Origin of the sequence: Rhizobium sp. CG5, from assembly GCF_023701945.1 — a bacterium.
GTDB lineage: Bacteria > Pseudomonadota > Alphaproteobacteria > Rhizobiales > Rhizobiaceae > Allorhizobium.
In genome coordinates this window covers 293,519-307,331 of sequence record NZ_JABAEF010000007.1, presented here as the reverse complement: position 1 = coordinate 307,331, position 13,813 = coordinate 293,519, and the positions used below count along the sequence as shown (strand labels likewise).

Annotated in this window: 11 protein-coding genes; 5 read left to right on the top strand and 6 right to left on the bottom strand. The window is 60.9% G+C overall.

All coding sequences use genetic code 11. The features are described from left to right. Window positions 1-299: 299 nt before the first annotated feature. The 4 genes from HGO38_RS14370 to HGO38_RS14355 all read right to left on the bottom strand — a co-directional run bounded on the left by HGO38_RS14370 (window position 300) and on the right by HGO38_RS14355 (window position 5,317). The gene (locus HGO38_RS14370) at window positions 300-2,183 is read right to left on the bottom strand and encodes a TRAP transporter large permease (protein WP_250956581.1); all 1,884 of its coding nucleotides are present in this window, start codon (window positions 2,181-2,183) and stop codon (window positions 300-302) included. 57 nt (window positions 2,184-2,240) lie between these two features. Next, entirely contained in the window at window positions 2,241-3,218 is a 978-nt protein-coding gene (locus tag HGO38_RS14365; RefSeq protein WP_250956580.1) for a TRAP transporter substrate-binding protein, read from the bottom strand. A gap of 119 nt (window positions 3,219-3,337) precedes the next feature. After that, the gene (locus HGO38_RS14360) at window positions 3,338-4,105 is read right to left on the bottom strand and encodes an SDR family oxidoreductase (RefSeq protein WP_250956579.1); all 768 of its coding nucleotides are present in this window, start codon (window positions 4,103-4,105) and stop codon (window positions 3,338-3,340) included. Between the two features lie 12 nt (window positions 4,106-4,117). Then, a complete protein-coding gene (locus tag HGO38_RS14355) occupies window positions 4,118-5,317 on the bottom strand; it encodes a mandelate racemase/muconate lactonizing enzyme family protein (protein ID WP_250956578.1) in 1,200 nt (399 codons plus the stop codon). A gap of 208 nt (window positions 5,318-5,525) precedes the next feature. Here HGO38_RS14355 and HGO38_RS14350 point away from each other — a divergent pair, with 208 nt between their 5' ends. Beyond that, on the top strand, window positions 5,526-6,245 hold the full coding sequence (locus HGO38_RS14350) for a FadR/GntR family transcriptional regulator (protein WP_250956577.1): 720 nt from the start codon (window positions 5,526-5,528) through the stop codon (window positions 6,243-6,245). 139 nt (window positions 6,246-6,384) lie between these two features. Next, window positions 6,385-6,810, top strand: coding sequence for a BA14K family protein (locus tag HGO38_RS31140; RefSeq protein ID WP_502941561.1), 426 nt, complete (start codon window positions 6,385-6,387; stop codon window positions 6,808-6,810). Between the two features lie 164 nt (window positions 6,811-6,974). Here HGO38_RS31140 and HGO38_RS14340 read toward each other — a convergent pair whose 3' ends face one another. Next, entirely contained in the window at window positions 6,975-7,706 is a 732-nt protein-coding gene (locus HGO38_RS14340) for a TetR/AcrR family transcriptional regulator (RefSeq protein ID WP_250956576.1), read from the bottom strand. On the opposite strand from HGO38_RS14340, the gene HGO38_RS14335 reads away from it, so the two are divergent. From HGO38_RS14335 to HGO38_RS14325, 3 genes are read left to right on the top strand one after another with little or no spacing between them, the layout of a single operon-like run. After that, a complete protein-coding gene (locus HGO38_RS14335) occupies window positions 7,619-9,559 on the top strand; it encodes an FUSC family protein (protein WP_352230483.1) in 1,941 nt (646 codons plus the stop codon). The two genes, HGO38_RS14340 and HGO38_RS14335, sit on opposite strands and share 88 nt — an antisense overlap. Continuing rightward, complete coding sequence (locus tag HGO38_RS14330; protein ID WP_250956574.1) at window positions 9,556-11,031, top strand: aldehyde dehydrogenase family protein; 1,476 nt, start codon at window positions 9,556-9,558, stop codon at window positions 11,029-11,031. The genes HGO38_RS14335 and HGO38_RS14330 overlap by 4 nt, the downstream gene beginning before the upstream one ends. 38 nt (window positions 11,032-11,069) lie before the next feature. Then, window positions 11,070-12,554, top strand: coding sequence for a carotenoid oxygenase family protein (locus tag HGO38_RS14325; RefSeq protein WP_250956573.1), 1,485 nt, complete (start codon window positions 11,070-11,072; stop codon window positions 12,552-12,554). Between the two features lie 64 nt (window positions 12,555-12,618). Here the strand turns inward: HGO38_RS14325 and HGO38_RS14320 are convergent, their stop codons facing one another. Beyond that, window positions 12,619-13,755, bottom strand: a complete 1,137-nt coding sequence (locus HGO38_RS14320) for an alpha/beta hydrolase (protein ID WP_250956572.1) — start codon at window positions 13,753-13,755, stop codon at window positions 12,619-12,621. Window positions 13,756-13,813 lie beyond the last annotated feature (58 nt).

Below are 13,813 nucleotides of genomic sequence, written 5' to 3'. Positions count from 1 at the left end.
GAGGCGGTGGGGTCGGGCACGGGGGTGCCGGCGGTTTACCGCACTTGGCCGGAGGAGGTGGTGGCGGTGGCGGCGCGTCTTGCGTGGCCACCGGCTTGTCGTTGGTGATGATGACTGCGTCAGCAAAGGCTGGCGAGGTGAAAACAATCGCAGCAAGGGCTGAGAAGGCTATTCGTAAACGTGTTTTGCGCAATGGAACCTCCGAGTATGCCCTGCGTAAACGCCGGATCTGTATTTTGGTTCCCACCAGCGCCTCCCAAAGATTTCGGAAACAGCCCTCTTCATGCGTCCGTGAACCTCTAACCGCCCATGAACTCCCACAGTCCAAGCGTCAGGACCGGAAACGCGCAGACGAGGGCCAAGACGACCAGCACCGCGCCAATGAACGGAATGACCTCCCTGAAGATCGGATAGGGCGCAATTCGCGTTATCTGGGCCGAGATGAACACCAGGATGCCGACCGGTGGCGTCACACCGCCGAGCTGCAGATTGATGATCATGATGATGCCGAGCTGAACAGGATCAATCCCGATCTGCATCATCAAAGGCAGGAACAAGGGCGCGGTAATCAGCATTGCGGGCGTCAGATCCAGAAACATCCCGGCGACAAAGAGCAGCAGGTTCATGAGCAGCAGCAGCATGAACGGGCCGAATTCTCCGGCTTGCGCCCATCCGATCAGCGTTTGCGGTACGCCCTCGGCAATCAGAACCCACGCAAAGGGTACCGAACAGGCGATCAGAAAGCCGATCATCGCGGCATCCACACTGCACTCCTCGAATGCCCGATAGGCTTCGCGCCAGGAAAACTCCTTGAAGATGAATTTCCCGATGACGAACGCCCAAACCACCGCCATGACGCCGGCTTCGGTGGCGGTGGTGATGCCAAGCCTGATACACCCCAACACGATCACGGCGATGATCATCACCGGCAATGCCCGGACAAACGTCAACCACACCGTTTTCAACGGCGCTCGGGTCGTCGATGTCTGGTAGTCGCGGCGGCGGGAGATGATATTGACCATCACCATGAGCGCGACGGCAACCAGAAGGCCGGGCACGACACCTGCCGTAAACAACTTGGCGACCGAAACATTCGACACCGACGCGTAGACCAGCATGGCGATGGCGGGGGGCAGAATATTCGGCAGGATCGAAGAAATCGCTGTGATCGCGCAGGAGAACTGCGGCGAATAGCCTCGCTTGATCATCTCGGGCACGAGCATCTTGGAGTCGCTGGCGGCGTCGGCGCTGGAAGACCCGGAAATCCCGCCGATCAGCACACTGTTGAAGACGTTGACCTGTGCCAAACCGCCCCGGTAATGACCGAAGATGGACGATGCGAAGTCGATCAACCGCGTTGTCAGGCCGCCAAGATTGAGGAGATATCCGGTGGTCAGGAAGAACGGAATAGCCAGAAGGATGAACTTGCTGGAACCGGACACCATGTTCTGGATGATCGCCGGCGCCGGCAGAAGCTCGGCACTCCAGGTCGTGAAGAAAACGCTGAGAAGCATCGCGAACGCGACCGGCACTCCAGCGATCATCGTCACGAAGAAGCTCACCATCATCAGCAAACTCGGCGACAAGGTCTGAAACGGCGACAGATCTGGAGCGCGGATCAGCAGATAGAGCGCACCACCGACTGCGACTGTGGCCGCATTGCGGATCAGCCCGGCCCGGTCGGTCCTATCCAGCAACAGGAAGAAGAGGCTGATGAAACCCGCAGCAGGAATGATGCCGTATCGCAGGGCATTGGGCCATTGCAGCAGCGTGCTGACACCGCCGACCTTGCTTGCCAGATCGTAGCCGCTGAAGATCAGGATGAAGACCACGAGTGCGACGCAACTGTCGCGCAGAAATTCAACGGCGGAGCGGCTCGGCTGGCCCAGCATTTCGAGGAACAGGTCCACCACGATATGGCGCTTGTCGCGAATTCCCAAGACCGTGCCAATGAAGATCAGCCAGGTGAAAGCCCAGATGGCGAATTCTTCGCTCCAGGAGAATGCGTTGTTGAGAACATAGCGCGCGAAGACGCTTGCGAAGACCACTGCGAACATCGCAATGAGCACAACGACGTTGAGCGCACGCAGGCTGTTGGCAAGCCACAGCACAAACGTATCGAGCTTCGGATTGCCAGGACGGTGTGAAGCCGCCTCGGACACGATGAAATCGGTGTCAGACATAACTCGCCTATCGATTGGAGGAGGCGACTCCGCCTCTGCGGAGTCGCCTTGCTGCGGTTACGGGAGGGCGCGAATGGCTTCCACTGTTCCTTCAGCATTGGGAATGGAAGGCGCAAATTTGTCGTAGACAGGCTTCATCAGGTCGATCCACGGCTGCTTGTCGGCGACTTCGTAGATGGTCGCCCCGGCGGCGACAGTCTCCGACAGGGCTTTCTTGTCCTGTGCCGCCTGTACCGCCACCAGATCGGACTGCGCTTTCAGGGCAGCGGCCGAGACAACGGCTTGCTGCTCGGCAGACAGCTTCTTCCAGAAGGCGTCGCCGAGCACCCAGGTGCCCATGGCAAAGACGTGACTGAGGTTGGTATAATGCGGCGCGACCTCATAAAAGCGCAAAGCCTGGTAATTGGTGGCCGTATTGTCGAACAGATCGACAACCTTGGTCTGCATGGAATTGTAGACTTCGGCGGCGGGAATCGGAACCGGGTTGGCACCGACGGCCTGCCAAAGCGCGGCATGCACCGGGCTTTGGATGACGCGCATCTTTTTGCCCTTCACGTCTTCCGGCACCTTCACGGGAAACGAACTCATCAGCTGGCGCGCGCCATTGATCGAGAAGCCAAGCAGATGGAAAGACTGCTCGGAGAACTGCGGTGACAGCCGCTCGATCAGCAAGGGATTTGCGGCAACCGCGTGGGCATCGTCGCGAAACAGAAACGGCAGATCAAGGACCTGTACATCCGGTATCCAGGTGGCGAAGACCGAACTGGTGATGATCCCGCCCTGAACTGAGCCCAGTCGAATGCCCTCGGCCGATTCCGCTTCGCCGCCAAGCAGACCGTTTCCAAACACCTTGATCTCGACAGCGCCATTCGTGCCCTTGGAGACCGCCTCTGCAAACTGCTGGGCGGCCAGATACTTGGGGTGCCCTTCCGGGACGTCGAGCGAAAATCTGGCGGTGAAGTCTGCGGCAAGAGCTGGCAGCGATGCAAAGCCCAAGGCTATGCCTGCAAGCGCGATTTTGATCATATGCTTCATTTGGTTCCTCCCATTAAACCTGTTGACATTGAGATCCTGTGATCTTTGGTTTGCTCGCTCGGAGCCCCAACCTTGGGGCCTGCCCCCTCCCAGGGGTCCGAGTGCAAAAGGCGGACGGCTCAAAGAACCGAGATCATGCCTCCGTCCGCATAGACGATCTGGCCGTTCACATAATCCGACGCGGCGGATGCGAAATAGATGACGGTGCCCGCCAGCTCCTCCGGACGGCCCCATCGGCGCGCCGGGGTGCGGGCCTTGACCCATGCATCGAATTCCGGATTGGCGAGCAAGGCCTCGTTCATGTCCGTGATCATATAGCCCGGCCCGATGGCGTTTGCCTGGATGCCCTTCTCTGCCCACTCTGCCGTCATCGCCTTGGTCAGCATCTTGATGCCGCCCTTGGCGACGGTGTACGGGGCGACCGTTGCTCGGGCGAGTTCTGACGTCAGGGATCCGACATTGATGATTTTCCCCGCACCACGCTCCGCCATTCGCTTCGCGGCCTCACGGCCGACCAGGAAGGCGGATGTCAGGTTGGTGTCGATGACCCGCTGCCAATCGGACGTCGCCAGTTCCAGCATCGGCTTTCTGAACTGGATCCCGGCATTGTTGACGAGAATTCCCACCTCGATGCCATTCGCATCGAACGTCTCGAAGGCAGATATCACGGCCGTCTCATCAGTGACGTCGAACGCCGCAGTGAGCACATCGAAACCGGACGAACGCATCGATGCGGCCGTCTCCTCCAACCGGGCTTCATCGATCCCATTGAGGATGACGCGCGCACCGGCCGCAGCCAGCCCCTCGGCGAAAGCCCGCCCCAGGCCGCGAGAAGAACCGGTGACCAAAGCAGTCTTGCCGGTGAGATCGAAAAGTTTGATGCTCATTGCAGTTTATCCTCAAATATCGGAGACACGGACGGTGAGGTCGGGCCGATTGAAGAACCCGGGCTGAAGTTCCGTGCCGAGGCCTGGCCCTTCCATGGGATAGACGAAACCGCCTTCGATCCTCGGCACTTCCGTGACGAGTTCGCGATACCAGCCCTTGTAGAAGGCGCGAACGCTTTCCTGGATCAGGGTGTTTGGCTGCGAAAAACTCATATGAATGGCCGCGGCGAAGCCGACCGGGCCAATGCAGTCATGTGGCGCAAAGGGCCGATGGTAGGTTTCGGCCATGGCCGCAATCTTGCGACCTTCGGTCAGTCCACCCGTCCAGCACAAGTCGGCCATAACGACATGGGCGGCGTTGCGATCCAGATATTCCTTGTAAGCGAAACGGGTGCCCAAAGTTTCGGATGCGCAGGTCCAGACGTCGGTCGAGGCCGCAAATTCAGCCAGAGCCTGGGGCGAATTCATCCGGATCGGATCTTCGTACCAGGTTGCCTTAAAGGGCTCGAGCTCGCGCGCAATTTGCATGGCGGTCGGCAAATTCCACAGGGAATGGAACTCGACCATGATCTCCATCTTGTCGCCGACCGCCTTGCGGATCAGTTCGAAGGGCTTGATTGCCGTCTTCATCTGCTCCGCGGAGATGAACAGGCCCCGATTCTCCATGGCAGCGGGATCAAAGGGCCAGATTTTCATGGCGGTAATGCCGTTTGAAAGAAGATCTTCGGCAAGCTCACCGGCGCGGTTCATAAAACCGTCGAGGTCCTCGTAAAGTCCGGCTTCATCCCCCAGGTTCCAGGTGTCCACAGGCCGGATTTTCTTGGTCCGGACGTAACGCCCTCCGGCGCAGGTGTTGTAAATCCGCATCCTCTCCACACAGAGGCCGCCGAGCATCTGGTGAACCGGCTGTCCACAGACCTTGCCGAAGACATCCCAAAGCGCGATGTCGACCGCGGATGCGGCACGATGCTCAGCACCCGTCGAGGCATGGCCCATGGGTAGGTTCAGCATTTCGCGATGCAGCGCCTCGATATGGAGCGGGTTTCGGCCCACCAGGCGGCTGGCAAGTGTGTCGTGGATATGCGCCTCGACGGCAGCCGCACCATAAAACGTTTCGCCAAGTCCCGTTATTCCTTGGTCTGTCTCGACATGGACCCACAGGACGTTGGAAAATTCTTCGACGCGAAAGGTCTTAATTGCGGTAATCTTCATGGTACTCCCTCAAGCCCAGCTCATGCCGAACAAATCGCGACTTTCGGCAGAGACAGGGCAACAGAAATCCTGGGCCGGACGGCAGTACCGCCAGCGCTTGTAATTTCCGGAAATCCTGCTTACCGCTCCTCCAGCCGATCTCTTGGCGAAATTTGTGACAGGGTTACCATGATGTTGTCAACCGTTTATCTGAAAGTTATGCTCTGATATGGAAAAAGCTGTAGGACAGGATAACGATAACGAAACCGGCCTTGTCGAGCGAGCCATCGCTGGCATCCGTGCCTACATCCGTGAGAATCAACTTCGTCCCGGCAATCCCATGCCGAGCGAGACATCCATCGCCGCGCAGCTCAAAGTCTCCCGAACGGTTGCCCGGGAAGCCTTTCGCGCGCTTGCCGCACTCGGCATCATTGAAGTGAGCACGGGGCGCCGGGCCCGTGTGGCAGCCCCTGACGCCGCGCCTTTGAGCATGATCCTGGACCATACCGTCAATATGAAGCAGCTTTCCATTCAGCAGGTGCTGGATGTTCGACGAACGCTGGAGCTTCGAACCGCCAGCTTGGCGGCCTTGCGAAGAACCGAGATCCAGGCCCAGGAACTCCTGAGCACTGTGGAGCAGATGTTCCGGTCCCTTGAGACGCCGACAACGATCATGGAACTCGACATTCGGTTTCACGAACTGATCGCCCAGGCGTCCGGCAATTCGCTCTACGGTATCATCATCGGCTCATTCCGGGTTGTCACCCAGCAGACGTGGCACATCGGGTGGCATAGCCGTGCGACACTTGAAAACCGCACAGAGAATATTCGTTGCCATCATAGGATTGCTGAGGCGATCAACGATCGAAGCCCGGAGCGGGCGCAAGCCGCGATGTCCGAACATTTCGATTCCGCGATCAACGTTCTGCTGCGAGCAGGCATCAATTGATCTCTTTTTCCCGGGCTGCCCCCATCCGACGGCGCGCACGATGATCGCTGCCGAATTTTAATGCATGGATTTTCCTAAAGCAGGGGAACCAATTGCGGTTCAGAAAGGTTTCATAGCGATTCGAACAAAAGGAATTGCTATGACATTGACAAGAAAACTCTCCGTTTGCGCCGTCGGAGTTCTGATGGCGCTGACATCGATTCCCCAGGCCAGCGCGGCCGCTTTGCCGGTGGCAATGCCGACATTCGCTCAGGCGTCGCAGAATACACTGGCGGAGCCTGCCCAGTATCGCCGTCATCAAGTTCGGCGCGGTTATTACAACGGTCACCGCGGTTACCGCGATCGCCGGCCTGGATATCGACGCAATTCCGATGGCTACTGGTATCCGCTTGCAGCTTTCGGTGCCATCATCGGCGGTGCCATCGTCAACCAGAACCAGCCACGCGCGACCTCATCGAGACACGTTCAGTGGTGTGCAGACCGCTATCGCAGTTATCGCTCTTCGGACAATACCTATGCGCCACGCGTAGGCGTTCGGGCGCGATGCAATTCGCCTTACAACTGAACTCGGTCTGATCCACGGCTTGGCCGGGATCATCGATTAGACAATGCTGAGCCCCGCACCTCGAATGGTGCGGGGTTTTGTCGTCTTACAACGCCCAATTTGCAACGAACTCGCCACCGCAGAGACAGTGTCGTCGTGACAACCCGGTGCCGGCCTAGGAACGGTCAAGCCTCGCTATCTCTGGCCTCGTCTCCCCTCGGGGGCATCTCGTGCGTCGCGAAGGCACGGAGATAAATGGTGGTCGCATCCTCGACGGCGGCCCGGCGGATCGTTGCGTCGGGTACCTGGTCCAGCCCCCATAACTGGCGCTCGACGAGCCCCGCCTCGCACAGCGCCTTGAAATAGAGACCGGCTTGCCGGATCTCGGATCGGCGCAGGTCGCCGCGCTCCATCAGCAATCCGATTGTCTCGCAGATCGCGATCAATGTCTTTCGAGGTCCGTTCTCATAAAATATGCGGCTTAACTGCGGCTGGCGGCGCGCCTCCCCCATGATCAGGCGATTGACTTCGATCACGTCCGGCCGCGTCACGAGATCGAGATACGCCAAGCCGAGGTGATGAAGGACGTCTTGCGCCGACCCGTCCTGCCTGGCGGCCTCCAGGTCTTCCAGGCCGCCCTTGCCGGCTTCGGATACGAACGCCTCAAACAGCGCCTCCTTGCTGAGGAAATAGTTGTAGAGCGTTGCCTTGGACGCGCCAGCGCGCAGAGCGATCGCCTCCATCGTCACGGCCCCGAACCCCTGCTCGATGAACAGGTCTTTGGCCGCCGTCACGAAACTCAACCTGCGATCCTCGGTTTTTCGGCGCATTGGCAATCCTCCTCTTGTCAGGCGCACCGACGCGGCTGCCATCCCATCTAAACTTAACTGAACGATACCGTATAGAAAACTTGACATTTGCGAAAGAGCAATCCATTTCTAAACGGTACCGTTCAGTTAAGGTTCATCCGTTGGCGCACCACTCGACACAAATCCGGCCCGATGACGGCCCCTCTGCCTCCCGTCGCGGCGGTATCGGCGCGGGCCAGACCTCGCAAGCCGGCCTCCCCCGCCCGGAACTGCCGGCAATTTTCGCATTGCGGACGACAAGCGCCGCACTTTTTGCTTTCGCAGTGGCCTGGAGTCTTGGCATTCACCATCCCTGGTGGGCAGCCATGACGGTGTGGCTCGTGGCGCAGCCGACACGAGGGCTTCTGCTTGAGCGCAGCATCGCCCGCCTGGTCGGGACCGTCTGCGGTGCTCTGGTCGGCGCATTGGTACTCGGCCTGCTGGCGCAGGACCGCCTGGCGGCGCTCGTGGCTGTCGCCGCCTGGCTGGCGCTATGTGCCGGGCTTGGCAGCACCTTCCGGCATTTCCGCAATTACGGTTTCGTGCTCGCCGGCTATACGGCGTCAATCGTCGTCCTGTTCGGACTTGGCGAGGGTGTATCCGACCCGGGCCTGGCGCTCGACCGGGTCGTCTGCACGGCGATCGGCATCCTATGCTCGGCCGCCTTCTCGTTCCGCGCCCTGCCGGATCGCGGTCGCGAACTGGCGCAGCGCCGGGCGGAGATCGTGGACCGTTGCCTCGTCCATATCGAGGACTTCCTGCACAAGGACACGATTGGCCAGCCCAGCCTTGCTCTCTTGTCCGACATCGCAGCGCTCGACCGCAGTGTCGATGACGGTGCCGCGGGATCGCTGCGCCGCCAGCGCGACGCCAGACGCACACGCCGCATCTCGGGATTGCTTCTCGAGCTGCTCGGCCTGACCGTCGGGTCAACGGTGCGCCACAGGATCCGCTTGCGATCGCCCGACGCTGACGCTTCTCTGGACATGCGACTGGTTGCGCTGATTGCAGCCGCCAACGCCGCCACGCAGCCCGCCATGGCCCAGTCGCTCGAGGAGTTGCGACAGATCCTGACGACAGAGACAGCGGCGCCGCTGCCCGTGTGGTTCGACATCGATCCATCCTCCGTCTGGCGGGCGGCAGCGCGTCCGGTTGTCGCCCTGGCGATCGCTGCAACCATCTGGTCGGCAACGGGCTGGCCGAGCGGCGCGATGATGGCGATGACGGCAGCGCTCTTCACCTCGCTGTTTTCCAGTCACGACCAGGGCAATCACATGGTGATCCAGGTGCTGTTCGGCACCATGGCCGGCGCTGTCGCCGGAACGCTGGCCCGCCTCTTTCTGCTGCCCCATGCCGATGACCTTGCAACGACATTGCTGTGTATCGCCCCTTTCCTGCTTGCCGGCGCCTGGCTGATGCGGCGCCCATTGACATCGAAAATGGCCATCGACCTCACCATGACCTTCCTGCTGACCTCGCAGCCCTCCTCGCCGCCGGTGGCGCTTGCTCAGGCCCTCAACGAAACCGCAGCCATGATCGTCGGCGTGACGATCGCGGTGGCGACGTTCTGGACCCTTCTGCCGGCCACGCCAGCGGTTCGAAGCCGACTGCTGGGACAGAGGATCGCCCGCCTGACCCTGCGGCTCTCGAAAGCCGGAGGCCTCAAACCCGCCAAGGCCTTGAGGCAGAGCCTGCGCCAAGCCTTGGCAAGACTTCTCGATTTCACCCCGCCACAGAGCGCGACCTTCGTCGCCGCCCAGGGCTGCCTGACGGCGTCGAGCCGGGCGGTGGCAGCCAGATGCGGCGATCCAGCCCCATCGACCTCATTACACAGCGCCGCGGCCTACGACCATGCCGCCCGGCAGGCGGCCGCCACGCTGAGTGCCACACTTGCAAAAAACAAAACGGGAGAGACACCATGACCATCAATGATCAAGACCAGAAGAGGTTCACCGGCCAGTATATCGCCGGTCAATGGCGATCCGGCCGCGCCGGAACCACCCTTCAGGACCGCAATCCCTACAACCAGGAGCTGTTGACCGAAATCGCCGAAGCCTCACGCGCCGACCTCGACGACGCCTACCGCTCGGCCGCCGCAGTTCAGCGCGACTGGGAGCGGCAATTGCCGAGCGCCCGCGCGGCTGTCATGTACCGCGCCGTCGAGGTCATCGACCGGCGTCATGCCGAGATCGTCGAATGGCTGATTTCCGAATCCGGCAGCACCCGGATGAAGGCGGAAATGGAATGGGCCTCGGTTCGGGCCGGCACGCTTGCCGCCGCCACCATGCCGGCCCGTGTCGCCGGGCGCATTCTGCCGATCGACATTGCCGGCAAGGAAAGCCGCGTCTACCGCCGGCCCCTCGGCGTGGTTGGCGTCATCAGCCCGTGGAACTTCCCCATGCATCTGTCCAACCGCACGATCGCGCCGGCCCTGGCGATCGGCAACGGCGTGGTGGTCAAGCCGGCCGAGGACACGCCGGTCACCGGCGGCCTGCTGCTCGCCAGCATTTATGAGGAGGCGGGCCTGCCGCCCGGCCTGCTCAATGTCACGGTGGGTGAGGTCAGCGAAATCGGCGACGCCTTCACGCTCCATCCGATTCCGAAGTTCATCTCCTTTACCGGGTCCACACGGGTCGGCCGCCATATCGGCGAACTGGCGATGACGGGACCGACCCTGAAGCGGGTCGGGCTGGAACTCGGCGGCAATGCACCCTGCGTCGTGCTCGATGACGCCGATCTCGACCGGGCCGTGTCCGGCGCCATCGTCGGCCGTTTCCTGCATCAGGGCCAGATCTGCATGAGCAGCAACCGGATCATCATCGAAAACGGTCTCTACGACCGCTTCGTCGAGGCCTTCGTCGAGCGGGCGCGCAAGCTGAAGGTCGGCGATCCCAATGAATTCGATACGGTGATCGGTCCGCTGATCAACGAGAAGCAGTTCAAGGCGGCCCTTGGCCATCTCGAAACGGCGCGCGCCGCCGGCATCCGTCAGATGCTTGGCGAAGAGCCCTCAGGACTGGTGCTGCCGCCACAGGTTTTCGCCGATGTCAGCCATGAGTCGGCGCTGGCGCAGTCCGAACTGTTCAGCCCGATTGCTCCCCTCATTCGCGCCAAGGACGACGCCGATGCCCTGCGCATGGCCAATGCGACCGAATTCGGCCTCTCCAGCGCGGTCTTCACCGAAGATGCCGCACGCGGACTTCGTTTCGCCCAGGGCATCGAGGCGGGCATGACCCACATCAACGACATTTCTCCCAACGACGATCCCAACACAATGTTCGGCGGCGAGAAAAACAGCGGTCTCGGCCGCTTCAACAGCGACTGGATCATTGAGGAATTGACGAGCGACCACTGGATCAGCGTCCAGCACGAGCCGCGCGTCTATCCCTTCTGATCGCCATCCGGCCGCCACACCAACTGAGGAGTAAGAGCATGAGCCTGAAATTTCCCGAAACGCCGGAATTCACCGGCCTCTACAAGCCAAGCCGCGTCGAGACGGAGGTCTTCGACCTGGAAATCGAGGGCGAGGTTCCCTCCGCCATCAACGGCACCTTCTTCCAGGTCTCGCCGGATTCCTACTATCCGCCGATGCTCGGCAAGGACATCTTCTTCAACGGCGACGGGCTGGTCTCGGCCTTCAAGTTCGAGAGCGGTCATGTCAGCCTGAAGCGCCGCTACGTCCAGACCGACCGGCTGCGGGCGCAGTGGAAGGAACGGCGCTCCCTGAACGGCGTCTACCGCAACATCTACACCAACGATCCGCTGGCGGCCGACAACAACACGACGGCCAACACCACTGTGCTGTTCCACGCCGGCGTGCTGCTGGCGATGAAGGAGGACGCGCTGCCCTACGCGCTTGATCCCGAAACTTTGGAGACGCTCGGCATCTGGGACTTCAACGGCCAGATCACGTCGGCGACCTTTACCGCCCATCCCAAGATCGATCCGGACAATGGCGATCTTCTGTGCTTCGCCTACGAAGCCAAGGGCGACGGTACGCCGGATATCGCCTATTTCGAGATCGACGCCACCGGCAAGCTGAAGAAGGAGATCTGGTTCAAGGCCCCCTATGCGGCCATGATCCATGACTTTGCCGTCACCGCCCGCCATGTGGTCTTCCCCCTCATTCCGCTGACCGTCGACGTCGAGCGGATGAAGGCCGGCGGACAGCATTTCGAATGGCAGCCGGATCTTCCCCAGCTTTTCGGCATCCTGCCACGCGACGGCAGCGCAGACGACGTGATGTGGTTCCACGGCCCCAAGAATGGCTTCCAGGGGCACACGCTGAATTCCTACGAGGAGGACGGCATGTTGCAGGTCGACATGCCGGTGACGATGGGCAATATCTTCTACTTCTTCCCAGAGGCCGATGGCTCCGTTCCGCTTCCCGAAACGCTCAGCTCGCAGTTGATGCGCTGGACATTCAATCTCAACGGTCCCGGCGATTCCGGTGCCGACGAGCACGCGCTCCAACCCCGCCCGCTGACATCCTTCCCGTGCGAGTTCCCGCGCTGCGACGAACGCTTTGCCGGCAAGCCGTATGAGCATGGTTTCGTTCTGGCCTTCGACCCGACCCTGCCGTTCGACGAGACTTTGGGCGAACGTCCATTCCAGTTCTTCAACCAGCTTGCCCATGTCAATGTCAGGACGGGCGAAACCGACGCCTGGTATCCCGGCAATGCCCAGTGCTTCCAGGAACCGATCTTCGTGCCCCGGTCATCCGATGCGCCTGAGGGCGACGGCTATGTGATCGCGCTGCTCAATCATCTCCACGGCGATGATACCGAAGTGGTGGTGCTGGACTCCTTGAAGATGGCCGCCGGCCCTGTCGCCCGCATCAAGATCCCGTTCCGTCTGCGCATGTCGCTGCATGGCAACTGGACCCCGGCGGAGGCATTGGCAGCCTCGCATTCCTGACCTGACACGAAAGCCCCCGGCTGGCCAGATCGCCAACCGGGGGCCGTCCGCCTGCGATCTCGGCTCAGTATCTCACCAGTTTTCCCGCCAGCAGGAACGGACTTGCCACCACGGCGCCCGCCGTATCGAAGACGAAGGCCCCAATATTGCTCGTCCCGTTCTTTGTTTGGCTTTCCGCAAGGGTAAGTTGTTTTTCGAACCGCGCCAGTGTCGCAAATCGATCATGGCCGAGCCCGTCGTTGGATTCGACGGAGGAAATGTCGATGATGCGGACGTGTTCGGTCTCGGCGGCCTTGCGGACGACGGGATCATCGATATCCAGCAACCCGACCCGTGGCCGCTCGCCGCCGATCAGGCTCGATACCGCCAGGGCCCGGTCCGTCTTGGCCACAAGCAGGGTGATCGGTGTCTGCATCCTGCCGATGTCGTGAAGCTGTGCACGGAAAACGTCGACGTCGATATCGGGCGCTGCCAGGACCACTTCCATCTTCTTGAGGACATCGGAGTGTCCCTGGAGTTTCAACTGCCTGACCGCTTCCATGGTCAGAAAGCCGCCCATGCTGTGGCCCAGAATCACGATGCGCTTGACTTTCGGCACCGCGGCCAGCGTCCGCAACAGCCGGTCGAGCTCGCTCCTGGAATAAAGCGCCGCGTCGCGATCCGTCACGTAACCGGTCACGCTTGCCGCGGACGGCCAGGAGAACAGGATCGGCAATCCGATGTAATCGGCGTCGGCTGCCATCTGAGCCGTCCGGAAGAGGGCCTCCTGATAGCTGTAGTTGTAACCATGGACGAAGACCGCAACGGTGCCGTCGAACGCGGCGGACCGGGTCATCCGGTCGATGAAGGCCTGATCCGTCAGTTCTTCTCGTGCCGTCACGACATATTGACGACTGGGATCCGGCTTTGTTGTCGGATAGACGATCGTCGAACCCTTGCGGCTTTCGGGCACGGAAAAGCCATAGCGCTCGTAGCTGAGGCGATTTGCCCATTCGCTGCCGAAACCGCCATGATCCGCCAGTTGATTGCGGTTGGTAACGGCGAATACGGTGACCTGGTCGTCGTTCTTCTGAACGATGGTCGCGGGTTGAAGAACCGCAGCATCGGGTCTGGACGTACAACCTCCAAGGCCAACCAGGCCGCCGAGCAGGGCAATGCCAAGAATCGCGCGCTGGAAGCGGCTCATATAAAGAAGGGACATGAAAAAGCCTTAGGTCATGGTCGGGAAAGATAAGGGCGCCCGGTGGGCGCCCTTATTG

Bases quoted from the DNA above. Each gene is read 5' to 3' on its own strand.
- HGO38_RS14370 (WP_250956581.1), bottom strand. From the start codon at position 2,183: ATGTCTGACACCGATTTCATCGTGTCCGAGGCGGCTTCACACCGTCCT.
- HGO38_RS14365 (WP_250956580.1), bottom strand. From the start codon at position 3,218: ATGAAGCATATGATCAAAATCGCGCTTGCAGGCATAGCCTTGGGCTTT.
- HGO38_RS14360 (WP_250956579.1), bottom strand. From the start codon at position 4,105: ATGAGCATCAAACTTTTCGATCTCACCGGCAAGACTGCTTTGGTCACC.
- HGO38_RS14355 (WP_250956578.1), bottom strand. From the start codon at position 5,317: ATGAAGATTACCGCAATTAAGACCTTTCGCGTCGAAGAATTTTCCAAC.
- HGO38_RS14350 (WP_250956577.1), top strand. From the start codon at position 5,526: ATGGAAAAAGCTGTAGGACAGGATAACGATAACGAAACCGGCCTTGTC.
- HGO38_RS31140 (WP_502941561.1), top strand. From the start codon at position 6,385: ATGACATTGACAAGAAAACTCTCCGTTTGCGCCGTCGGAGTTCTGATG.
- HGO38_RS14340 (WP_250956576.1), bottom strand. From the start codon at position 7,706: ATGTCAAGTTTTCTATACGGTATCGTTCAGTTAAGTTTAGATGGGATG.
- HGO38_RS14330 (WP_250956574.1), top strand. From the start codon at position 9,556: ATGACCATCAATGATCAAGACCAGAAGAGGTTCACCGGCCAGTATATC.
- HGO38_RS14325 (WP_250956573.1), top strand. From the start codon at position 11,070: ATGAGCCTGAAATTTCCCGAAACGCCGGAATTCACCGGCCTCTACAAG.
- HGO38_RS14320 (WP_250956572.1), bottom strand. From the start codon at position 13,755: ATGTCCCTTCTTTATATGAGCCGCTTCCAGCGCGCGATTCTTGGCATT.